At 59.0% G+C, this 23697-nt stretch carries 20 protein-coding genes; 19 read left to right on the top strand and 1 reads right to left on the bottom strand.

Translation table 11 applies throughout. The annotated features are described in order from the left end of the window. Positions 1 to 82 precede the first annotated feature (82 nt). The 11 genes from EJP67_RS29910 (at position 83) to EJP67_RS29860 (ending at position 10962) form a co-directional block, all read left to right on the top strand. Positions 83 to 493, top strand: coding sequence for a RidA family protein (locus tag EJP67_RS29910; RefSeq protein WP_126025349.1), 411 nt, complete (start codon positions 83 to 85; stop codon positions 491 to 493). 32 nt (positions 494 to 525) lie between these two features. Continuing rightward, positions 526 to 1392 carry a fumarylacetoacetate hydrolase family protein gene (locus tag EJP67_RS29905; protein ID WP_126025348.1) on the top strand — a complete coding sequence of 289 codons (867 nt, stop codon included), beginning with the start codon at positions 526 to 528 and terminating at the stop codon, positions 1390 to 1392. 36 nt (positions 1393 to 1428) lie between these two features. After that, complete coding sequence (locus tag EJP67_RS29900) at positions 1429 to 1860, top strand: cupin domain-containing protein (RefSeq protein WP_126025347.1); 432 nt, start codon at positions 1429 to 1431, stop codon at positions 1858 to 1860. An 8-nt stretch (positions 1861 to 1868) separates the two neighbouring features. Further along, entirely contained in the window at positions 1869 to 2966 is a 1098-nt protein-coding gene (locus EJP67_RS29895) for an ABC transporter ATP-binding protein (protein WP_126025414.1), read from the top strand. After that, positions 2963 to 3826, top strand: coding sequence for an ABC transporter permease (locus EJP67_RS29890; RefSeq protein WP_126025346.1), 864 nt, complete (start codon positions 2963 to 2965; stop codon positions 3824 to 3826). The genes EJP67_RS29895 and EJP67_RS29890 overlap by 4 nt, the downstream gene beginning before the upstream one ends. Then, positions 3826 to 4638 (top strand): ABC transporter permease, encoded by an 813-nt coding sequence (locus tag EJP67_RS29885; protein ID WP_240650831.1) that lies wholly within the window; start codon positions 3826 to 3828, stop codon positions 4636 to 4638. Before EJP67_RS29890 ends, EJP67_RS29885 begins: the two co-directional genes overlap by 1 nt. A gap of 41 nt (positions 4639 to 4679) precedes the next feature. After that, on the top strand, positions 4680 to 5729 hold the full coding sequence (locus tag EJP67_RS29880; protein ID WP_126025344.1) for an ABC transporter substrate-binding protein: 1050 nt from the start codon (positions 4680 to 4682) through the stop codon (positions 5727 to 5729). Next, positions 5726 to 6691: a Bug family tripartite tricarboxylate transporter substrate binding protein gene (locus EJP67_RS29875; protein WP_126025343.1), complete on the top strand. Its 966-nt coding sequence runs from the start codon at positions 5726 to 5728 to the stop codon at positions 6689 to 6691. The genes EJP67_RS29880 and EJP67_RS29875 overlap by 4 nt, the downstream gene beginning before the upstream one ends. Positions 6692 to 7423: 732 nt before the next feature. Continuing rightward, a complete protein-coding gene (locus EJP67_RS29870; RefSeq protein ID WP_240650825.1) occupies positions 7424 to 8932 on the top strand; it encodes a glycoside hydrolase family 28 protein in 1509 nt (502 codons plus the stop codon). A gap of 161 nt (positions 8933 to 9093) precedes the next feature. Then, a complete protein-coding gene (locus EJP67_RS29865) occupies positions 9094 to 10086 on the top strand; it encodes a LysR family transcriptional regulator (protein WP_126025341.1) in 993 nt (330 codons plus the stop codon). 117 nt (positions 10087 to 10203) lie between these two features. Beyond that, positions 10204 to 10962, top strand: coding sequence for a response regulator (locus EJP67_RS29860; RefSeq protein WP_126025340.1), 759 nt, complete (start codon positions 10204 to 10206; stop codon positions 10960 to 10962). Between the two features lie 778 nt (positions 10963 to 11740). Here EJP67_RS29860 and EJP67_RS29855 read toward each other — a convergent pair. Then, complete coding sequence (locus tag EJP67_RS29855; RefSeq protein ID WP_126025339.1) at positions 11741 to 12793, bottom strand: AraC family transcriptional regulator; 1053 nt, start codon at positions 12791 to 12793, stop codon at positions 11741 to 11743. Between the two features lie 543 nt (positions 12794 to 13336). Here EJP67_RS29855 and EJP67_RS29850 point away from each other — a divergent pair. The 8 genes from EJP67_RS29850 to EJP67_RS29815 all read left to right on the top strand — a co-directional run bounded on the left by EJP67_RS29850 (position 13337) and on the right by EJP67_RS29815 (position 23628). Further along, the gene (locus tag EJP67_RS29850; protein WP_338067738.1) at positions 13337 to 14440 is read left to right on the top strand and encodes an efflux RND transporter periplasmic adaptor subunit; all 1104 of its coding nucleotides are present in this window, start codon (positions 13337 to 13339) and stop codon (positions 14438 to 14440) included. A gap of 9 nt (positions 14441 to 14449) precedes the next feature. Next, entirely contained in the window at positions 14450 to 17503 is a 3054-nt protein-coding gene (locus tag EJP67_RS29845) for an efflux RND transporter permease subunit (RefSeq protein WP_126025338.1), read from the top strand. 11 nt (positions 17504 to 17514) lie between these two features. Further along, on the top strand, positions 17515 to 18996 hold the full coding sequence (locus EJP67_RS29840; protein ID WP_126025337.1) for a TolC family protein: 1482 nt from the start codon (positions 17515 to 17517) through the stop codon (positions 18994 to 18996). Between the two features lie 620 nt (positions 18997 to 19616). Continuing rightward, the gene (locus EJP67_RS34160; protein ID WP_126025336.1) at positions 19617 to 20108 is read left to right on the top strand and encodes a type IV pilin protein; all 492 of its coding nucleotides are present in this window, start codon (positions 19617 to 19619) and stop codon (positions 20106 to 20108) included. Beyond that, positions 20102 to 20581, top strand: coding sequence for a pilus assembly FimT family protein (locus EJP67_RS29830; RefSeq protein ID WP_126025335.1), 480 nt, complete (start codon positions 20102 to 20104; stop codon positions 20579 to 20581). The genes EJP67_RS34160 and EJP67_RS29830 overlap by 7 nt, the downstream gene beginning before the upstream one ends. Positions 20582 to 20618: 37 nt before the next feature. Further along, positions 20619 to 20993: a hypothetical protein gene (locus EJP67_RS29825; RefSeq protein WP_126025334.1), complete on the top strand. Its 375-nt coding sequence runs from the start codon at positions 20619 to 20621 to the stop codon at positions 20991 to 20993. Next, positions 20990 to 21733 (top strand): hypothetical protein, encoded by a 744-nt coding sequence (locus EJP67_RS29820; protein ID WP_126025333.1) that lies wholly within the window; start codon positions 20990 to 20992, stop codon positions 21731 to 21733. The genes EJP67_RS29825 and EJP67_RS29820 overlap by 4 nt, the downstream gene beginning before the upstream one ends. Positions 21734 to 21807: 74 nt before the next feature. Continuing rightward, positions 21808 to 23628 carry a hypothetical protein gene (locus EJP67_RS29815; RefSeq protein ID WP_206169574.1) on the top strand — a complete coding sequence of 607 codons (1821 nt, stop codon included), beginning with the start codon at positions 21808 to 21810 and terminating at the stop codon, positions 23626 to 23628. Positions 23629 to 23697 lie beyond the last annotated feature (69 nt).

Here is a 23697-nt window from a genome sequence, read left to right as displayed (position 1 = left end):
CAATTTACTTCATGCATCGGTTCTTCCAAACTGCAGCCAAGGTTCTCGCAACCGCCAGATTTTCCTAACCCTGATCCTTTCCATGAGCCTCAGCAAGCAACGTATCGTCTCTCCCCATGTTGCGGAGTACCCGCCGGGCCACTGGTCGAACTGCATCCGCGCCGGTGACACCCTGTGGCTGTCGGGTTTCACTGCACGAACCAACGACCTGAAAGCCATTCATGGCGTCGGCAGCGCTTACGAACAGAGCCGTGTGATCTTCGGCAAAGTGAAGAACTGCGTGGAAGCTGCCGGTTCCACCATGGCGGACGTCGTGAACATGACGATCTATGTGACGGACATGGCATACAACAAGGATGTCTGGAGGGCACGGCAGGAGTTCTTCGAGGGCGACTTTCCGGCTTCGACGCTTGTTCAGGTGGCGGCACTTGCCACGCCCGAGATCCTCGTGGAGATTGCATGCCAAGCGATCGCACCGGCACGAGCGGGCTGAGCGCCCGTTCGAAAGCTCACTGTTAGATATCCATGAAACTCATGTCTTATCTTTCCTCGGCCGGACCGGGCTTTGGCGTCGTGCGTACAGATGGCTCCGTGGTTGACGCCGGCCGACGCCTTGGCCCAGGATGCGGCACGCTGAAGGCAGCACTTGAGCAAGACCGGCTCCCCGAGATCGCGCAATGGGCCGATTCGGCCCCGTCCGATCATGACTTGGCGCTGCTGAGCCCACTGCCAGTCATCCCTCAACCAGGCAAGATCGTCTGCGTCGGCCTTAACTACTTGGCACACCGCATTGAAGGCGAACATGCACCAGAGGCAAAAGCTCCTGCAATCTTCCTGCGGGTGCCTGAATCGCAGGTAGGGCATGGTGGCGCCATCGTCTGCCCGATCGAATCAGACGATCTCGATTTCGAAGCGGAGGTGGCGGTCGTTATCGGCCGACGCGGCCGGCGCATCGCTGTCGAAGAAGCGCTGAATTGGGTTGCTGGCATCTCAGCCTACAACGATGCCTCCGTGCGCGACTGGCAAAGCGCTGCGGGCCAATGGGCGCCCGGCAAGAATTTTCCCTGCACTGGCGCTTTCGGTCCCTGGTTGGTAACCACCGATGAACTGCCACTGACTCGGTCGTTGTCCCTCGTGTGCCGTGTCAACGGTCAAGAGATGCAGCGCAGCTGCACCGATCTGATGATCTTCTCGGTGGCGCAACTGATCTCCCATATCTCCACGTTCTGCACGCTTGAACCGGGCGATGTCATCGTGACGGGAACCCCTGGAGGGGTGGGCATGCGCCGCTCGCCGCCTGTGTGGCTATGCGATGGCGACATCGTCGAGGTGGAGCTCGAAGGCGTGGGCATCCTTCGCAACTCCGTGCGCAAAGAGCGGCTAGCAGACTAAGCCGTCCCGATCCGGACTTCCAATCAGCGGGTACACATGACCACGATCGACAACACTCCTCCCGACCTCAAGACGCTTGAAGTCCTGATCCGCACCACGGCACTTGATCCAACTCAATGGATCGATTTTCCGGACTACGGATTTCGCCAATACTTCCTTTGGAAGAATTCCGAAACGGGTGCGAGCATCGCCTTGCTGGAGTACGCCAAAGGGGGGCGTATCCCGACGAAACACACCCATGCATCCAACCAGTTCATGTACTGCCTGGAAGGTGACTACGAGTACACCGATTCAGGATTGCGCCTGACGCCGGGATCGTTCTACATGAATCCCAAGGATCATCCCCATGGTCCCACTGTGGCCCATGAACGCAGTGTGCTCATCGAGATTTATGACGGCCCTCACTATCACGAGAAGCCTGTCTTTCATACCGACGAGACCATCGGCGGCTTCCTGAGCAAGGGATGATGCCGCACATGCGAAAAGATACTGATGCCGCATGCGAACCTACCGCGCGGGACGGTCGTGGCGTCGGGGCAAAAGTGTCCGTGCGCGGCGTATCCAAGCGCTTTGGCGCCACGCTGGCCGCCGATCGGATTGATCTCGATATTCGCGACGGAGAGTTCCTGACACTGCTGGGGGCCAGTGGCTGCGGAAAGACCACCTTGATGCGCATGATCGCTGGCTTCGAGAGGCCTGCGGAGGGCAGCATCTTCATCGATGGACGAGACGTGACGAACCTTCCTCCCCGGGAGCGGCGCCTCGGCATGGTGTTCCAACAGTATTCGCTGTTCCCGCACATGACCGTAGCGGAGAACATTGCATACGGGTTGCAGGCGCAACGCCTTCAAGCACGGCAGATCACCGAGCGAGTGGATGAGATGCTAGAGCTGATTCAGTTGCCGCACCTGCGTGAGCGGCGCCCGGGGCAACTTTCGGGGGGGCAGCAACAACGTGTGGCCTTGGCGCGCGCGCTCGCGACACGTCCTTCGGTGCTGATGCTTGATGAGCCATTGGGCGCGCTCGATCTCAAGTTGCGCCAGCAACTCCAGACCGAACTCAAGCGCATTCACCGGGAGACGCGCACGACCTTCCTTTTCGTGACTCACGATCAGGAAGAAGCCCTTCATCTCTCGGATCGGATCGCTGTCATGCGAGGTGGTCGCATTGAGCAGCTGGACAATCCAACCTCGATCTACATGCGTCCAGTCAACGACTTCGTCGCCGACTTCATCGGAGACATCAGCTTCCTGACTGGCGATTACGACCCGTTGGCGGGAGTGTTCGAACTGGGGGGGACTGTACGCATTCCTGTCAGGCTCGATCGTCCCGCCGGCCCGGCACGCCTCGCTGTTCGTCCCGAACAGGTGAAACTGGGTGCAGGGCCGGGTGCACTTGCTGCGCGAATTCGAGAAGTCGTCCCGGAAACAGGAAGCACTCTGCTGCACCTGGAACTGGATGATCGGCGGCCGTTGCTTTCTCGTGTACTCGGCCTCCCCGAGGGACAGCTTTACCGCGATCAGGCGGTGCATGTGATGCTCGCGGATTGCTGTGTGGCGTTCGACCCATCATGAGTCGCGTCGACTTCTACCGCCGTTGGGGCACGCTGACAGCGTTGCTGCCTGCCTCGCTGATGCTGATCTTGCTGCTGGTGTTACCACTTGCGGACATGACAAGCATCAGTTTTCGCAGCGAAAGCTTTGGACAGGTGCTTCCTGGCTTCACGCTGACGAACTACTTTTCGCTCCTCGGCGATGCCGCAAGTTTCACACTCATCCTCAAGACCATTGGTGTCGCCGCACTGGTGACATTGCTGTGTGCCGCTCTTGGCTTCCCGCTGTCCGCCGCCGTGGCCTCTGCACCGCAGCGATGGCGAGGGCTACTGTATTTCGCGGTGGCTGCGCCCTTGCTGGTCAACACTGTCGTGCGCAGCTATGGCTGGTTGTTGATCCTCGGACGGCAAGGGCTTGTCAATTCGCTTCTGAAGTGGGTCGGCCTCATCGACGGACCTTTTTCCCTGAGCGGAAACTTGCTTGGAGTAATCATTGGCGGTACGCAGGTCTTTCTACCCTTCATGGTTCTTTCGCTGACCTCCTCGCTGCAGGCCATCGACCAGAGACTTCGGGAGTCGGCCGATATCCTCGGCGCGGGGCCGGCTCGGCGATTTTTCACCGTCACCCTGCCGTTGTCGGCGCCGGGTTTGATCGCGGGATCAGTGCTGGTATTCAGCATGATGCTCGGAGCCTTCGTGACGCCGCTGATCTTGGGCGGAAGCGCTGTGAAATACGTCTCCGTGCAGGTCTACACCGATGCGTTGGTGCTTTTCAATCTGCCCCGTGCCACTGCACTTTCGTTGATCCTTACCGTGGTGGTATTGGTCGCATATGCCGCTCACAAGCGAGGGGTACGACGCATCGAAGGGAGGAACGGTTGATGTTGCCTTCGTGTGATCGCCTCTGGCGCGTGACAGCATGGGTGCTCGCCGGTCTCGTGACCTTCTTCCTGATGCTGCCACTGCTTGTCGTGGTGCTGTTCAGCTTCAGCGAGCGCTCGTACTTCACATTTCCACCGACGGGTTTCTCTTTCAAATGGTACGCCGCCGCCTGGGATTCAGGTCTTTTCCTTGTGCCGGCCATTCGCAGCCTGGTTCTGGCAGTGCTAGCTACGTTGCTGGGAGCTCTTCTGGCGTTGCCCGCCGCGCTAGGCGTGCGCCGGATGCAGCCAGGTATCTTGCGCGGAGCTGTTGAATTTGCGTGCCTTTCTCCGCTGATCGTGCCGGCGTTGATTATCGGCATTGCGTTGCTTTACTCGCTCACGCGGTTGCGCCTGGTCGACACGTTTGCTGGCTTGCTGGCCGCTCATCTCTTGCTCGTTTTCCCGTTCATGTTTCGGGCGCTGCTGACCAGCGCCTTGGCATTGCGGCCGTCCCTGCTCGAAGCGTCCGAGGTCCTCGGGGCCAGTCCCGCCACCACTTTCCGCCGTGTGGTCTTACCAGGTCTGGTCCCGGGACTCGTGGCCGGGGGCATCTTCTCCGTGATCGTCTCACTCGATCAGTTCACCGTAAGTCTGTTTGTGACCCAGTCTGAGCAGATCGTACTGCCGGTTGCGCTCTACAAGTATCTTTTTGACGTGAACGATCCGGTCGCCGCAGCAGTCTCCACGATGCTGGTCGTCTTCGGGTTGCTCGCCGCGGTCGTCATCGATCGGCTGGGATGGCTGCGTCATCTCGCGGGAAGCAGCACTTGATGCTTTCCTGAAGAACCTCTTGCTAACTCTCCGGAACAACCATGCTTCAAGTCCTCAATCGGCGCCAAATCCTCGGCGGTGCCATTTCTCTGCCCGCCGCAAGCCTTCTCTCGACACTGTCTGCATCCGCCCTGGCACAACCCGCTCCATTGACCATCGGGTGGTATCCCGGCCTGCTGGGAGGCAACTTTCGACGCAGCTTTCTTGATACCTATGCTTCGGGCAAGGAGGCCAGGGTGATCGAGTCATTCGACAATGCACGCTTCACGCAGATGCAGGCTAACCGCGCCCAGCCGAGCCTGCACGTCGGCGTTTTTACCGACGTGTTGCTGCCGCTGCTTGCCAAGTCCGGTTTGGTGGCGGAGATGGATCCGTCGAAGATCCCCAACTTCTCGCAGCTCGACGAGCGGGTGCGCCTGCCTGTGGGCCGCTTCGCATTGCCCGTCACCTATGGGACCTGGGGAATTGCCTACAACGCCAAGAAGGTTGCCAAACCCATTGCTGGCTGGGCAGATCTGTTGCGTGATGATCTCAAGGGCCATGTCTCCGCACCGAATATCACCTACAACTCTTCTGTGTACACGCTGGATGCCCTGGCCTCACTCAAAGGGGGGAGCATTCGAACACCGGACGCAGGCATGGAGGCGATGTACCAACTGCGTACTCGTGGCCCAGGTCTGTGGGACCAGGAGAGCATTGCGGTTGGCTGGCTCAAGAGTGGGGAGATCTGGGCCACACCATACTTCAGCGGCAACGTGCTGGCCATGATGCGCGATCCTGATCTTGCGGACCTGCGCTTCTGTGTGCCGAGCGAAGGGGGCTACGCTCTGCCCATGAGCGTAGCCCGGGTGGTCAATCCGACCGCCGGGGATCAACCAGAGCGTTTCATCAATCACATGCTCGGTCTCGAGGCGCAAGAGGCTTGGGCACGTATCGGCAATGCCCGTCCGGTGAACGGCAAGGCCAAAGTACCCGAAGAAGTGGCAGCCACAGTTCCGACGGCCGACAAACTGCGCAGTGTGGATTGGGGCTTCTTTGCGGAAAAGCGCTCTGCGATTGTCGATCAGTGGAACAAAGTGGTGAACCGATGAATGCTTCGCGCCGGCAATTGTTGGCCATGGGGGCATTGCTCCCGTTTGCAGGGGCAACGAGGGTGTATGCAAATCCTGGACACCTGAGGATCCTCGTGCCCTATGCACCAGGAGGTGCAGCCGATACGTTGGCTCGCGCCTTGGCAGAGCGCTTGAGCTCGTCGGGTGGATCGGCAGCGCTTGTGGATAACCGCCCGGGGGGCGGCACGGTGATTGCAACCCAGGCCGCGTTGCAGGCACCGGCCGACGGCCAGACGCTGTTACTGATCGGAGCGAGCTTTCTGGTGCAGCCTCGCCTCTTGGTCAAAGCACCATACGATGCGCTGAAGGACTTCGACCCAGTGATCCTTTGTGCTTCCAATGCGCATTTGCTTGCGGTGCATCCGAGCGTACCCGTGGGAAGCTTGCGGGATTTCATTGCTTGGGCGAGAGCGAACACGGGCAAAGGAGCATATGCGTCCTTCGGCCGGGGGTCTTCTGGGCACCTCGGCTTTGAATTGCTGAAGAAAAAAGCCGGCTTTGACATGCTCCATGTGCCTTACAAGGGAGGGGCCCCTGCGCTGCAGGCGCTTGTGGGAGGCGAGGTTTCCGCCATGCTCACGGACCTTCCTCAGGCGCTCCCCTTCGTGCGCAGTGGCAAGCTGAAGGCTCTTGCGGTAGGTTCGGTACAACGTGATATGTCCTTGCCGGAGGTGCCAACGTTCCCCGAAGCGGGCGTCCTCGGATTCGAGTCGGAGTCCTGGTTCGGTCTGACAGTCCGTCGTGCTACTGCGAAGGAACAAGTGCGCGAGCTGAATGCCTCCGCCGCCTCCGCGCTCGCGGCCCCGGAGCTGGTTAAAAGCATGAATACCATCGGGCTTCGCGTTGTTGGCGGGGAGCCCCAGGCATTCAGGTCATATCTCGAGAGAGAGGACGCACGATTGAAGGAGGCGCTGCGCCTGGCCCAGATTGAGCCGGAGTAGCGGGACATTGATCGAAGAGCGGCTCCTGTAACTCACTCAATTTCGGGGCGCCCGATGCACGCTCTTGCTGTCAAGTTGCACGCGTCGATTCTGTCATTCGCTCAGAAATGGATGATTGAACTCCGCATCCTGCGCTAGTGGCGCGTCTGCGTTCAGTGAAAAATCCGCCTGCCGTATGTCGGCACCTTCCGAATGCGCACCCGATGCGCATTTCGGCTTGAAGGAAGTGCGCGAAGCCCAGTTCGAGTGATTCATGTCCTCGATGCGGGGTGAGTCCTTCCCGGATGCAGGCGCGTCCCTGCTCTATTAACCTGTTGGCGGCTTGTGTATGTTATTTCCAATCGCCTTTGCTCTCTTCAAGGCTGCTGGATCTAACTCCTGCAGCCCCTCAGCGCTGGCTTTGTTCTCACTTTCTTCGGGCTGCTCATGCACGGATCTCTGACGTGTTCTGTGCTTCCTTCAATGGTTGCCTCAAGTCATCACTCTGCTGCTCGTGCGAGTGACTGCAATCAACGTAAAGGGAAAGGCATCTGCTTTGAGCAAGTGTGGTGGACAATATTCATCATCGCTGGTTGCGCTTTGTTGGCAGCTTGCGGTGGTGGTGGTGGTGGTGGGGCGCCAAGCTACTCAGGAGCGTGGGTACCGGCTTCTGCTACCACGGGGACCACGCCAAACCTGCCAGATGTAATGCCTCCCGCTGCTCCTGTGCTGGCAGGTGCCAGGGCAACAGTCGTGACTCAGTGGGGAACCGTTGCTGAGCCTATGCTGCCGAGCGTGGTTTGTGCCACGTTGTCGGCCAAGCTGAAGCCGGTTCAGGAATCGCTTGATCAAAGCGATGAAGATCCATCGAATTCGCAGCCAGACACTCAACGCATCCAGGCTGCCATAAGCGCATGCCCAGCGGGTCAAGCGGTCAAATTAATCTCCGATACATCAGGCTCCTCAGGATTTCTCAGCGGTCCATTGGTGCTGAAGTCCGGCGTCCAACTGTGGGTCGACGAAGGTGTCACGCTATTTGCGTCGCGCAATCCCGTCGACTACGACGACGGATCTGGAGCTTGCGGCACGGCGACCTCAACAGACGCCTCAGCATGCGCTCCGTTCATCCTGGCCAAGGATACCGCTGGGAGCGGTGTTTTGGGGAACGGGACCATTGATGGCCGTGGCGGCAGCATATTGACGAGTGGGCCTAACGCGGGGCGGAGGAGTTGGTGGGATGTCGCCTACCAAAACAAGTCTTCGGGCCTGCACCAACAGGTTCCGCGCCTTCTTGAAATTCGCAACGGAAGCAATTTCACGTTGTATCGCACAGCTGTTGTGAATTCGCCCGGGTTCCATGTCGTGCCTACCGGTGTCACTGGAGTCACCGCATGGGGCATCAAGATTGTCTCCCCGACACGAGGCTATACGCGGCCTGGCTATGCTTGCCCGGAGGGTTCAACTCCAGATGTCGCAACGCCGGCGACCTGCTTCACACCTGAGACGGTAAAAAACACCGATGGCTTTGATCCAATGGGATCAAAACAAGTTCTGCTGGCCTATTCCTACGTCAGTGTCGGCGACGATCACGTCGCCATCAAAGCGAATGGCAAGAATCCGTCAACGCAACTCGCTTTCTTGCACAACCGCTTCTACTACGGCCACGGAATGTCAATTGGCAGCGAGACCTACGCTGGCCTGAGCGACGTGATGGTGAACGATCTTTCAATCGATGGCTTTGACAGTGCAGGTGGTATCGGGCTTCGCATCAAGTCAGACTCCACACGAGGAGGCAACGTCTCCGGTGTGACCTACAGTCAAATCTGCATGCGCGGTGTGAGGCAGCCATTGGTATTTGATTCCTTCTACAGCAGCGATAGCGGGACTCGATACCCCAGTTTCAGCGATGTCAAAGTACGTGGCCTGCGCAATCTCGGCAGCGCCAAATACGGAGGGGGGCAACTCACGTTTGCGGGGTACGAGGTGAATGGGCAGAAGAATCCGCTAGGCATTGCATTGGACAATGTCGTATTCGATGTCGTTCCCACCTTTGCCGCGGGTCACAACGGTGGACCAAGTACGCTGCCTGCCGCCACTCATTTTGTGCTTGGGCCGGGGGCGGTGAGCTTCGCCTCTTCGATCGTTTCATCGGATACGAGAGATGTCACCGTGACTGGGCTCCCCGGAGCCTCGACGCCTGTCGATTGCAGCGAAGCATTTGTCCCCTTGAGCTCCGTGCTGACCAGTTCTCCGAGCATCTAGAGAGACTCAGGACAACCAGCCAGTACGAATCCGCGCGCTTCCCACCCCTGTTCGAAGTCCGAAACGCCCCGAAATTGGTCCCGTCCCGGAGCTCAGGTAGGCCTGCGGGACTGAAAAAACCTGATGGAAAGCGACGCCCTACTCTTTGACGAAAGTACCCCGTGCTTGATCTCAATGACGTTGCAATATTCGTAGAAGTTGCGTCCTGTGGAAGTTTCACCGAAGCGGGCCGACGCCTGCGGATGCCATCAGCGACTGTCAGCCGACGCATTCAGCAACTCGAGGAACACCTTGGCGTTCGACTGATGCAGCGCTCCACCCGAAAGTTGCTTTTGACCAGCGAAGGGGAGGCTTTTCAAGAGCAGTGCAGTTCTGCGGTGCAGGCGCTGGTGAAGGCCGGCCGTTGGCAGAGGATGGACAGTCTGGACCCAAGAGGGTTGGTGCGGATAGCGGCGCCGGCCAATTTCTTCCAGGTTTTTCGAATGGAATGGGTCCATGCATTTCTGATTGAATATCCCTTGGTGAAGCTTGAATTCGTGCTCAGCGACTTCCTGGTCGACCTGATCGCGGAGCGGATTGACATTGCCTTCCGAGGTGGTTCCTTGTCGGACTCAAGCTATGCCGTACGAAAGATCCTCCATGGCTACGGAGGCTTGCTTGCCAGCCCGGCCTATCTCGCGGCGCACGGAGCGCCCAAGACTCTGCAAGAACTGTCGAAGCACGAGTGCGTAATCTCGCAATCGGATTCTGGTAACTGCGCCACCTGGCGCTTGCGGGGGCCGGGGGATGAAGAGATTGACGTCAAAGTGAGCGGACGTTTCATCAGCAACTCGCAGGACGTTCAGCGTCTGGCGGCGTGCGCTGGGATGGGGATCGTGGCGCTTCCGTCTGTCTTGACCTCGTCCGACGTGGCGTCGGGCAAGCTGGTTCCTGTCTTGCCGCAGTACAAGCGGACCGGTCGCGGCCTGAGTGTTCTCTATACGAGCCGTCAACAGCTTCCGAAGGCAGTGTGCGCTTTTGGAGATATGGCCGTGGAAAAGCTCAGCCTTCACGACTGGGGGGACAGTACCGTAAGTCAAGCAGGTGAATCACCGCAGATCTGTCGTTCCTCAGACCAAGCTCAAGCGGAACTGATCCGAATAGATGCCGGATAGCGTTGTGTTGCTGCGTGAAAACGATATGGGTTTGAAGGGGGCAAGAATCGCGAGGCCTCTCGGCAAGTTCAACGTTGTGCGTCGTCATTGCCCCTCGCGCGCGAGGATTCGCTTTCCATGAAGACAGTTCGTGGTGACCGCGCAATCGCGATCGTGGATGGAGATCCGTTCGCCAGGGAGTTGCTCGGGAGTCATCTCTTGCAGGAAGGCTTTGATGTTTTTGAGGCCAACGATGGCGAATCGCTCTCGGTGATTTTGAGTCGTCGCGCGATTGCCCTTATCGTGCTCGAACTGCTGTTGCCTGGGGAGGATGGCTTGTCGATCTGTCGGCGGTTGCGCGCCACGGGTGTACGGATACCAATCATCATCCTCAGCACGAAAGCACAAGATGCTGATCGCATTGCGGGTCTGACGATGGGCGCTGACGACTATGTCCGCAAGCCATTCAATCCACGCGAGCTGCGTGCCCGTATCGATGCTATCTTGCGGCGAAGCCCACCAAGAGAGGAGCCGTGGGCACCATCGATCAGTAACGAGGTTGCCCGCTTCGGACCGTTCCATTTCAATATGGGCACGCGTACGCTTAGAAAGAATGGCCGCATTCTGAATATCACAACTGCTCAGTTTGCAATATTCAAAGTACTTGCCCGCCATCCGGGGCAACCGCTTTCTCGGGATAAGCTGGCTCAGGTCGCCCGGTGTCGGGAACACAGTGCTTTTGATCGGGGATTGGACATGCAAATCTCGCATCTTCGGAAACTGCTGGAAGATGGGTCGCTTTCTTACATCCAGACGATCCGGGGTGTGGGATACATGTTTGTCCCGAGTGGCAAGAGCGAGGTCGCTTGCCTCTTTCCGAAAAGAGCTCGCGTCTGATCACTCACGTGTCTTGGGCATCGCCGATGCATCTCATTTGGCTATGTATCAATCTTTGCGGCGCCCGTGGAGAAGTCGAGGATGCGATTCCAGCGGCTATGGGAACACATCACCGTCGGACTTGAAAGCTTCCTGGTCGGCCCACTCGTGGGGCGGCGGAAGCCAAGCTCGGATGCTAAGGGATTTGCTCTTGGGCAGAAATCTCATCCGATCTTACGGTGCCCTCTTTGTCATCCACAAATAAGCAACTGAAACTCGCGATTCGACAGAATTGATGAACTCGTAGCGCGACATAATTCGTGCGATTTGCTGTCACACGAATCGTCGAAGAACGTAGGTTGCATCGCGGAGATCAGGTTTCTTCCTGCCGATACTCCATCGCATGAGGGAGACAATTGTTTCGTTTATCCACAGAGAAAGCCGTATAAAAATTGGCACGCTGGACTAGGATATGAGGTGAGGTCGCCTTCGATAGTTGCTTGCACTTTCTCATTTCCATCTACGGACTTGAGCAGCAGAAGCAAAAGGCGAGATCAGGGGGAGGCTTCGGTTCAAAAAAAGAGCAACTGGGAAGTCCTGCGGAGAGAGGAGCCGCCCTCATTGCATTCCGTCAAACGCTCATGGCCCGCATTTTCAATATCGTCGAGTGCTGATGAACTTTGGCCTCCAATGGTTTGCAACGTGGTGGTTCGCCAGTCCACGCCTTCAATAGCCGTGCCTCACAATGAGGCTGAATCAGTTGCCGGTGCTACCTTGATGAGCGTTGACCAAACGGAGGCTATCGATCGCTGCGAAACTCTCCAGGCAACTGTCCTGACCATCGCTTGAATGCGCGACGGAAGGCGCGAGCATCTGAATAGCCAACCGCATCGGCGATCTGCGCGATCGTCATCTGCGTGTGGCTCAGCAGGTCGCACGCGCGTTCAAAACGAGTGCCATCCCGCAACTGGGTGTAGTTCACGTTCTGCTGGTTCAGACGCCGCCGCAGCGTGCGGTCACTGACGTTGATCATCTGTGCCAAGTCTTTCTGCCTGGGGCGTGCGTCGATATCGAAGCGCAGCCGATTCGACATCGACTCCACAAGGTCGGATTTGCCAATCGGACGCTTGAGCAGCGTATTCAATTGCTGGCGTAGCAAGCCGCAGGTGATTCGGTCGTAGCCAGGCACCCGTGCATCCAGCCAATGAGCATCGAAGGTCATGCGGTGACAGCCTGCATCGAATCGAACGGGACAGCGGAAGAACCTGCGATAGACAGCTGAATTCGCCGGCGCTGGGAAGCCCAGATCCACGCGCACTGGGCTGAACTCTTTGCTGACAACTGAGCGAGCTACAGCCACCGCGCCAGCAAATGACTCTTCGACCAGAAAAGGTTCGACGAGCAGATCGAAGACTCGGGGTACCGCGTCCAAGAACATGCGCCGACCGTGTACCTCGAATCGATGATCCACCATTGCGCCGCCTTCATTCTGGTGCTCAATGCCAAAGAGCATCGCCTCACCGAAAGTCTCGCACGTCAGCATTGCCAGGCCTGCAACACCCCACGACACCAGTGTCTCGCGAGCGCCAACTGCCAAACCGAGCGCGGGCTCATCTCCGAGGAGGAGCTGCGCGCGCAGGATTACGGTTCTGACCTGATCGTATGAGAGCAGCAACTCGCGGCTCATCAGGTCTTGGTAGGTGAAGCCCAAACCGCGGCACAAGCGCTCCGGAGCCAGTCCTCGTTCCTCGATGAAGCCGAGCAGCGCTTGGGTCACATGGGGAACGTTATTGGCCAGCGTCCGCGAGTCGGGAATTGGAGTTGCGGGTGCCTTGTTGAGCAGCTTAGGCATCAGTCAAGTCTGCGGGTGAAGCGGCTGAACGAAAACGGGAGAGAGGAGCCAGTGCTGGCACTGGTGCCACCGGCAATCTTGCTTTTCCAATGAAGGCATAGAAGCGTGTCTTTCTGCTCCCCAATGGCATGTCTCAACGAGGGACGGCTTCAATCACTCTGGTTGTGGTGATCCTAGACCAAAAACTACCCAAGTGGCCGAGATTGTCCTTACCCTCGATGGACAGAAGTGCCGTTCCAGAGCTTGAGACTTGGCATAGATTCCTTACGCCAAGGGACAAAGAATCGGGCCCCGTGAGAGAGCATCTGTCGTTGAGGGAGAGCGTATCGTGAGGGGGGTGGAACGCAGCTCGCTCCAGCGCAGCACTGTCCCAAGACAGGCCGTTGTGTCCCAATTGGTTCCCTTGTGTGGCCAGTTTTGTCCCCTCGCATGACCCCTGAGCTTCTTACAGTTCAGTGCGCGGCATCCATGCAGTCTCGTGGCCCGGCGTTGGTCCGCCCCAGCAGCAAGTCGAGCTGTCCCGCACAACCCATCCTTGCTTGAGTGCCTCGGAGTTTTTTTGTGAAGCAAAGTCTTTTTGAATCCCGATCAGTGCGCTTGGTCGCCGTCGCCGTGAGCTTGGCTGCTGTAACGGCATGCTCTCGGACGCAGCCTGATCTCGTGGCCGAGAAGGGCCGTCCCGCATACGTTGTTCCGGTTCGAGATAGTGCCTCAACGGCCTTGGAATACGTCGGCGAAGTGCGCGCCACTCAGCGCATTGAATTGGCATTTCCGATCTCGGGTCTCGTGGCACAAGTACTGGTAGAGCCGGGCGCCGCGGTTCGACAAGGCCAGATCTTGGCCATGCTTGATGAGGAACCGCTGCAGGCGCAATTTACGGTCGCTGCTAGCGATGTAGCAAGAACGGAAGCACAGGCCACCGAAGCCGGTTTACGCGTCGAGCGAGCCCGGGCAGCCCACTCGGCCGGAGCAACGAGCGAAGGTGAATGGAGTGCCGTCCAGGCTGAGCTTATCGTTGCCGAGGCGGCTCTGCGCAGCGCGCGGGCTCAGCGTGACCTGGCTGGTTGGTCCCTGGGGCACGCCAAGCTGCGCGCGCCTGCGGCAGGCGTAGTGGCCACGCGTATTCTTGAGCCGGGACAGACGGCTGGGCCCGGAGCGCCAGTGATGACGATCGACGGCAGTGGCCGGGAGCTTTCAGTCAGGGTACCCGAGCACTTGGACTTGCAGCCCGGTCAGCTGGTCCAACTTCGCCGCGGTACAAGCCTGCTGGAGAGCAGAGTCCTGCGGGTCTCCGGGCGCCTCGAGGTTGGGGGGCTGCGGCAGGTATTTCTGTCTGTCCCTGACGTCGCGCAAGTTGGCTCTACGTGGGCGGCCACAGTTTTTCCACGCGCCATGGCTACCAACAAAGTCGGCGTACAGGTGCCACTGCGTGCACTCCTGCCGGGGCAAACCGGTGATGCGGGCAGCGTGCTGCGATTGAAAGCAGACGGCCGGACTACAGAACTTGCAGCCGTCCAGTTGGGCACTGTGCGGGGAGGCTGGATCGAAGTCGCGACAGGCTTGCAGGCTGGCGACCAGGTGGTCGTTGCGGGTGGCGCATCTATCACTCCCGGCGCCAAAGTCATTCCAGTGGTGGTCTCTCAGTAAGGAGCGGCCATGTTCGGCATTTCTCAATACGCGTTGAAGCGACCTCGCTTTACTCTCTTGGCCGCGATGGGCCTCGTGCTCGCGGGGCTCTGGCTTGCACTCGACTTCCCTTCCACCGAGGAGCCGCAGGTCACAGTCCGGACTGCCACTGTGATGAGCGTGATGCCGGGCGCTACCGTGGAGCGCATGGAACAGCTTGTTGCGCGTCCAACCGAGGAGAGCGTGCTCGGCATGCCTGAGGTCAGGCGCGTAAAGACAACGGTGCGATCCGGCTTTGCATTTACCTACGTTGAACTCCATCCCACCGTATCTCCCGACAAGCTGCCGGGTGTGTGGCAACGCCTGCGCTTGCGCATGGCGGATCTGCATTCATCTTTGCCGGAGGGGACTTCGGGGCCAATGGTGGATGACGAATTCGGTCGAGTCGCGGTGCTCACGATGGGATTGGCTGGCCCCGGCTACACCGCGGGCGAGGTTCGCGAGCACGCACGTCGCCTACGCGACGCGCTCTATGGCCTTGCAGGCGTGGAGCGAGTCTCTTTGCACGGCATCCGTGACGAGCAAGTTCAGATCATCCTGGATATCCCGGCGCTCGCGGTCAAGGGGCTCACTCCGAGCGCTATCTCGAAGGCGGTCGCAACTCGCAATGTGATCGCCTCAGCCGGTTTCCTCGAGGTCGGCGGAGCTGAAATGTCGCTGAACGTGACCGGTGATGCCCAAAATCCCGCACAACTTCGCACCACGCCGGTTCCGCTGCCCGGCGGCGGCACCGTGCCCCTGGGTGAGATCGCTCGCGTTGAGCGCGTTACCCAGGATCCACCAATGAGCGGCGCCTTCGTGAACGGAACGCCGGCAGCAGTAATCGCCATCTCCATGGATCCTGGCCTGAACGTTGTCAGCTTTGCCGATCGGCTGCGTGACAGGGTGCACGAGCTCGAAGCCGGGTTGCCGGCAGGCATGACCCTGGTGCCTATCACGGACCAGGCACAGATCGTGACCAAGCAGCTCAAACAAGTGGGCCAAGTCTTCGTCGAAACGACCATGATCGTCATGGGCGTGGTCGTACTGTTCCTTGGCTGGCGAACCGGCTTGATCGTAGGGGCCATCGTCCCCACCACTGTGCTGGGGACCCTCGCGATCATGCGGCTGTTGAGCATCGATCTGCATATCATCTCGGTGGGGGCGATCATCATCGCTCTCGGTCTTTTCGTCGACAACGCGATCGTTGTCGCTGAGGACATGGAGCGGCGTCTCTCGCTGGGCGAAACCCGCGAACATGCAGCAGCGAAGGCCGGCCATTCAATGCTGGTACCGCTGTTGGTGTCCTCGCTCGCCATCATTCTGACCTTCCTGCCTCTCGTGTTGAGCAGCACCGAGATGGGCGAATACCTGCGCAGCATGGGCATCGTGATGGCAATTGCCTTGATGTTGTCGTTGATGCTGGCGGTGACGGTCACCCCACTGCTGAGTCAGCGATTCGCGCAGCACCATGCAGAACTTAGTCGGACCGCCCGTGCCGTGGAGGCGTTGACCGGGTGGTATCGCGTGAGGGTGCGTTGGGTGCTGCGCCATCGGGCGTTGTATGTGAGCACGATGGTGCTGCTGCTGTGCGGAGCGGGATGGCTGTTTGGACAAATTCCCTCTGAACTAATGCCTGCGTCGGAACGGCGGCAACTGCAGATGTCGATCGAACTTGCTCCAGGCACAAGCACGGCGCACACGCTCGACAAGGTTGCTGCGGTCAGCAAGACATTGGCCGATCGCGCAGCCTTTCCCGAACTGGCGAGCCATGCGGTGTATGTCGGCGACGGTGGTCCTCGATTCATCCTTGCACTCAATCCACCCACGCCCGCCGCAAACCGGGCCTATGCCGTGCTGACAATGTCTCCCGGTATGACTCATGCCGCCGTGATTGAGCGCGTGCGCTCGGGCCTGAGCGAGCGCTTTCCCGACGTACGCTTCGAGCCCAAGCGGTTCTCCATGGGGGCTTCGGATGCTGGATTGGCCGTATTCCGTCTCACCAGCACCGATGGTCAAAGTCACAGGCAAGCAGCTGAAAAGCTGGCGGCCGCCTTGCAGACCGATGCCCGGATGCGCGATGTCCAGACTGATGCGGAGCGAATGGTGATGCAGTTGGACGTTCAGGTGAACCAGGCCAAGGCGCATGCCGCCGGCGTGAGTACCGCAGACATCGCGCGCAGCCTGGACATGCTGCTGGCTGGGACGGCTATTGGTCGGTACCGCGAAGGTGACACCGTGTTGCCAGTGATCCTGCGAGGCGACGGCGCATTGCGTGCCCAGATCGATCAGTTGACGACTCTGCCGATACAGAAAGCCGATGGTCAGGGCAGTGTGCCACTGGGACAGGTGGCTGTTTTGGCCCTGAAACCACAACCTTCCGTGATCCAGCGATACAACCAGGAGCGGGCCATCACCGTGAGCGCTCGCCACGTCGCACTGACCGCGCAAGGCATCGCTGACCAGGTCGCACCGGTACTGCAGGAAATCCGCGGGGGAGGTACGGTGCAAATAGCGCTGGGTGGCGAGATCGAGGAGAACATCGACGCCAATGCGGCCATTGCGCAGTTGCTGCCCGCTTGCATGATTGCCATGTTCCTGCTGTTCGTTTGGCAATTCGAGAGTGTGCGCAAAAGCCTCATTGTGATGGCCAGCATCCCGTTCGTTGCGATCGGCGCTGCGTTGGCTCTGGCTCTGACGGGCACCACCCTTACCTTCGTTGGTACGCTCGGTCTGCTGGCTTTGGCGGGAATCATTGTCAATAACGCAGTACTGCTGATCGATGCCATCGAGGAAGCCGGGAGTTCCGGCATGCCGGCTGCGGAAGCCATTGAGGAGGCCGCCTCCAAGCGCCTGCGTCCCATTGTCATGACCAAGCTGGTGTGCATTCTGGGGCTGGTGCCGCTGTGGTTGTTTGGCGGGGCTATCTGGACCAGCCTGTCTATCGTGATGATGGGAGGCCTCGCCCTCGGCACATTGATCACACTCGGATTGATCCCTGCGCTCTATGCCATTGCCTACCGGGTTCAAGCCCCTGCTGCCTGAGGAGCCCCAACATGTCACTATTCCTCCCTTACTTTCAGGGTTCTTTGCGTGTGGGCGCGCCTCTCTTGCTCGCCTCGTTGCTGGCAGGATGCGCGGCCATAGCACCGCCCAGCGCTGTGCCCAGTGCTGTCCAGCGTCATGCGGACTTCGACGTCACCAGCCCCGCTGCCGGCGATGCTGGCTTGCCCGTCGGCGTTCCCAGTCGACATTGGTGGCGGGACTTGAAAGACCCACAGTTGAATATCTTGGTCGAGCAGGCCATGGCACGGAATCACGAGCTCCAGGCCGCACTTGCCGTGATCAAAGAAGCTCGTGCGATGGCGGACGTCGCTGAGCGAGAAGTCTTGCCGCAAGGTCGTCTGTCGGCCCAGAGCCTGGCCACGCGGCCTTCCGTGGCCGAGACAGATCCCTACGGGCAGGGCCTGTCCCGTCCGCCGTCTCGGCGGATCGGAATGATTTCACAGGGCTTGTCGTGGGAACTTGACCTTTTCGGTCGGATCGGCACGGCTTCGGCCATCGCCGAACGTCAGCTCGATGCGGCCCAAGCCGATGCCCGCGCGGCCACCGCTCTACTACAGGCAGAAGTGGTGCGTAGCTACGTGCAGTTGCGCCGCCATCAGCAGGAGGCTTTGCGAGTAGACGAGGAACTCGTCCTCCTGCGCCAACGTGCCAACCTGCTGGAGCAGCGCGCACTGGCGGGTCTGACAGATCGCCGCGAGGTGATCGCGGCCGACGCAGCGATCGCCCGAGCAGAGGCAGAACGCGGTCAGTTGCTGGCTGCTTGCCACGTCAGCGTGGCCGCCTTGGCGGTTCTTGCCGGGCGCTCTCCCTTGACCTCGGATCCGGACTGGGACCATCGCGTCGCCGCGGCGGAGCTTCCAGATTCTCCGACGACCATGCAGATTGCGCAGCCGGGCGAACTGCTTGCCAAGCGACCGGACGTAGCCAAGGCGGACGCTCTTTTGCGGGCAAGCTTGGGCAACACCGTACTTGCCGAGCGTGCCCATTTGCCGCGCGTGAGCCTGGACCTCAGTATGGGCCTCAGTGCTCCTCTAGGCCAGCTTGGTCGTGGGAGTTCTCTGCGCTACGCCGCCGGCCCCGCCCTGCAGTGGGACTGGCTCGATGCGGGGCGAATTGCGGCACGCGCTGCCGCTGGGCGGGCGGGAAGCGAGCGTGCCTGGCACACATTCGAGCAGACTGTGCTCAAGGCTCTGGAAGACAGCGAAGGTGCGCTGCGCAATTGGTCCGCCGCACGGGGTGCGCTGGCGCAAGCACATGCGGCGCGCTCCAGCGCTCGCGCTGCACAGGAATACGCATCGATCCGTGCGGACGCGGGTATGGAGGCGCCGACGCAGGCACTGGAACACCGCGTAGCTCACATACGAGCCGCGCGCTCTGAACTGGCCGCGCAGGCTGACAGCATCCTGGCTTATGTCCAGACGCAACTGGCTCTGGCTGCATGGCAGCCCGAAGTAACTGCTTCCGGAAACTGATCGACAAAACACACGGCATCCCTCTTGAGCGTGCGGACCGACGCCCGCAAGCTCCTGCTCCTGTCGGCGCTCAACCTCGTCGAACGGGCTGCATTGGTCAGGGCACAACTTCAGAATCAATGATCTGCGCGCAACAGCTCAAGATGGGGTACGGATGCTCATTGCGTCGAGGTGGGGCAAGGCATCCATATAGCGCGCTGCCCCGCGCTCCGGGGAGCTTGTCGCCTGAGCTCTGCCAGTGGATCTCGCCATGCACCGTCGCGGTGAACGCCTGTCGAATTCCGTTGCGCAAATGAACTGAGGCCTTGGGCCGAGTTGAGCGCCTGGCACATCTCTGCTTCTGCGGCAACGAAAGGCCGGCTCAACTCGCAGGCCGGCCCAGCAAAGATTTTCATCCCCAAATGGACGATTGAAGTCCTGAATCCGCTCTAGTCGTCCCCGGCAATTTAGGAAAGACTTCGTGCTTTTCCAACTCTTGCGTTCTGCTGGGCGTTGGTTTCACCTTATCGATAGGACGGCATGCGGAGGGCGATGAGGTGCGGACTGTCTCAAGCGCCTTCTGGGTTAAGCAAGCGATTTCGTTGGTTCGAAGTGATCACGGATTCTTCAATCCCCCTCACATGCCTCATACATTCAGGGAAATCAAATTGAAGCCAACGGGCATAGCTGCTTCGCAATGGCCGAATCATTCGTCGCCGCATTCGCGCTATCGATCGAGTGAGGCGGGATTCACGCTGATTGAAATGATGATCGTGGTCGCCTTGATTGCGATCTTGGCGGCTATTGCTCTCCCATCCTATGAATCCTATGTAAGGAAGAGTCGAGCTCGTGCCGCTGGAGCTGATCTGGGTGCCTTGGCGCTCAATATGGAAAACGTTCGCCAGCTTCAGCTTGACTACAAGGTCTTTGCTCGCGGCACCAAAGCGGACTCGAAGGTTTTTTCAGGCTGGAGTGCTTCGATGAGCCAGTACTTCAGCTATACGGTGGAGAGCACCGCTTCAACATACCTGTTGAAGGCGTCGGGCATCAGCGGCTCTGCCGGCTGCGAATTGTCACTTGATAACGCGGGTGTCAAGTCTGCGAGTTCTGCCTGCGGGTTCTCGACATGGTGAAATCGGTCAGTGATGGCTTCACGCTTATAGAGATGCTGGTGGTCGTCGCGATCATGGCTTTTCTGGCGCTGATCGCCGCGCCATTTACAACCGCATGGGTTGATGCGGCACGCGTACGCCAGAGCACACACCGATTGGTGGAGGCGATGGCACACGCCAAGAGTGTTGCGCTGCGCAACGGAAACTCGGTGTCCGGGGATGCTCCGTCCTCCGTGCTGGTGGCTGCTGACGCGAAGCTCTGTGTCTATGACCGAGTGCCCAGCAAGCTGGCATGCAATGGTGATGCAGTCTGGATCGCAGAGACGAGTGCCAATGTCGTCCTCAACGGACAGAGTGTGCAGTGTGTTGCATTGAATAACCTGGCGCTGCAGGTGACGGCAGTGATCAATTCGGTCACTTGCGGCGCAGGTTCCTATGTCGTGAGCCGAGGGAATGAAAAGTACCCAAGCGATGGAAGCAATGCACTCAACTAGACAAGCGCATCTCCCGAGGCGCAAGCAGCGAGGCGCCATGCTTCTCGAAGCATTGGTGGCCACCATCCTCGTGGGGAGCTTTGGCTTTGCCCTCGCCTACGCTGCGGCGCGTTCCGCCGCTGCGCAGCGTACAGGCAATGCGCAGAACCTGGCAGTTGGTGCTTTGCGATCGCAGTTGCAGGCGACGGGATTTGCGGATGGGTGTCCCGATGCAGGTAACAACCAAACCTCCTTGCAGCTGACCCTTGCCGAAGGGATAGAACTGAAGTCGGTGGACCGCAGCTGCTCTATCGCCGAGAGTACTGTCACAGCCAGCGGGGTCAGCAAGACCGTCAAGGTCCCGCATGTGGAGTTCCGCGCTGTCGATCCCGTTCGATTCGGCAGCAGCGATCCACTGCTTCTGAAGAATTGAAGATGGTCATGCGTCATCGAATCCAAGGATTCACGATCGTCGGGCTGATGGTTGGCCTATTGATCTCGCTGTTGGTCGTTCTCTCGATGCTGTTTGTGTATCGCGGAGTTCTCAACAGCGTCTTCGGAACCAAGGAGCAGCCGGGCTTGGTACCCAGCGCCCAACAGGATGGGCAGTTGGCATCCGGTCTGCTGAGTGCCCAGTTAGCGCTACAGTCGGCCGGTTTTGGCGTGCCAGGGGCTGCATTCGGAAAGGAGATTGTCTTCCTGCAGAACGCTTCCTTCGACGCCAAGACTCAGCGCCTAAGCGGTACGGTCCAGCCGATCGCCGTGACAGACACGTCAGGAAATGCGATCGCCTTTGAGATGGATCCAGCTCTTTCGGGTGATGCTGCCACACGTGAGTGCATGGCATTGTGGAGCGATGCTGGCGATGGTCATGGCTTGTATCTCCTCAGGGCTGCAGCGCCATGCAGTCCTATTGGCAGCAACTTCAATTCGTTGACCTGGAAAGCATTTCCTCTTGTTGCCGACCGCTCGCAGCCTTCTTCGATAGCGTTCAATGCGCGTAACAGTGTTGACTGTTGGCCATTTGGGAGTGTATCGAAATCCATCACTGGCATTGATCCCGCAACCGCTCCTCTTCAGCTCTCGATAACGTATCGCAACAGTACATTGGGCAAAGGCGTTGCGGGCAGTCCAACCACACTCATCCTCTGCTTGACGAACATTCAATCATGACAGGTAAGCACCTGATCCCGTCGCCGTACCGAGCGCGCCATTCTCGCAGCAGTGTTCAACGAGGCATTGCCACAGTGCTCATGGTCCTGCTGATCGGGTTTTCGTTGAGCGTGATGGTCTTTGCGGCCATGAGCTACGACAAGGGATTCAAGTCCAAGTCGTTGACCTCGCATGCCGCGACGCAAGCCCAACTGGGCGCATGGTCGGGGGCAGAGGCTGTTCGTCAGTATCTTTTGCAAACGGGGGCGGAAATCAGCTCCCTCAAATCGGGAGATGCGATCGCTTTCAATGGGGATCTCAAGGCAGTCTCCGGCAAGCTGCTGGACGTCGTGCTTGCAGATTCGACCTACTGTGGGGGACTCTCTCGTGTGCGAGCGACGATCACCGCGCCGGCAGGGCCGGCCACCAGTACGCTGGATGTCGTCTATTGCGCCGGCGCAGCCCCAGGCAATGGTGATGAGACATCGCAGTTGCCTACCGGGAACAACATCCGCGGCCCACTGGATATCGGTGGAGAGAACAAGTACAGAGGCTCAGGGGACGGAAAGATATACGTTGACGGCAATATATCCGGCAGCGGAAGCATCTCCGGCTATGACTCCGTGTATTCCTCAGGCAGTGTGTCATTGAGAGGATACGGTGACGCAAAGTCGCTTGTAGCGGAGGGTGACGTCGATCTGGAAGGGAACTACGGAACCGTACAGTCGATGAAGAACATCACGGGTCATGGAGGCGCTCTGAAGGTTACGGCCCTGAAGGCCAATGGCAACGTCATTGACTCCAATGGCGGGACCTACGGTGTCATCGAGGCCATCGGCAACGTCACGCTCACAGATGGCACGAAGGCAGACACGGTGCATTCGAAGGGAACCGTCTTTGGGCGCCAATCGACCGTCAACACTGAACTCCTTGCGCAAGGAAACTTCGAGGAGACCGGCTGCTGCAGTCATATCGCAGCAGGCATGGTCGCAGGAGCAGTCAAGCCGATCGCAAGCTATAGCAAGGACATACATCTCACTGTCGATCCCGATCTGAAAGTCAGCATCGACCCAGTGAAACCGCAGGCGACCAGCGCCCCGGTAATTGATGCCTTGTCCTTCATGTCTTCTGCGAACTTCGTCTTTGACCGGGACGCCGATGGTCACATCAAGGTCACGGTTCATAGCGTGTCAGGGCTCACAGAGGGGAAAACCTATTTCGTCGCAGGTTCGGGAGGACAGCAGGACTACCTCTGCGACACGGCTACCTACGATGCCAAATCATGCAGCATCAAGATATGCAACGGCTATTCGGCACAGAACACTTGCTTCGGCTATTGGAACAACACCTGGAACCTCAATGGCCCTTCGGGAAGCACGATCCTCGTGCCTGGCACCGTACTTTTCAAGGGCAACGTCAATCTGGGATCCGGCCACTACTACAACACCGTGTTGTCTACCGGAAATATTTCGACATCGAGCGATACTTTCGTCATCTCGCCGAACTACGCCGGCTTCGACATCATTTGTCAGAACACCGTCTTCCCCAACGTCTATCCCTCTAATCTCTGCAAAAAAGGCGCACTGGTGGAGCTCAGACTTGGGGATGTCGCGCTGCTCGCCGGAAGCTACGATGCCAACAAGCAGTATTCGGGAGGCGTGATCAATCTCGGTTCTCGAAATGAGATCACGGGCAACGTCATCGCAGGCGACGTCATTCAGACAGCTGGCAACACAACCATTTCCGGATTGGTGAACTCCGGGTATCTTGGGCGCTCAGGTTTATCGAACTCCTTTGGCGCCAAAACGGTCATCGATCAATCTCGCTTGCGGCAGCCTGCAGGACAAGACACGAGCTCAACAGGCAGTGCATCCAGCAGTGCGTCTGTGAAAGTGATGTGGGCACGATACCTCTAGATTGATTGAGGCAAGCGCTGCCCCGTCGACTTCGGGTGGCGTGCCGAATCGTGATGCTTCCAGCTCTCG

The sequence above is a fragment of the Variovorax guangxiensis genome, from assembly GCF_003952165.1.
GTDB classification, from domain to species: domain Bacteria; phylum Pseudomonadota; class Gammaproteobacteria; order Burkholderiales; family Burkholderiaceae_C; genus Variovorax; species Variovorax guangxiensis.
Note: the sequence above shows the minus strand (reverse complement) of the source record. Positions and strands in the feature narration are given on the sequence as shown.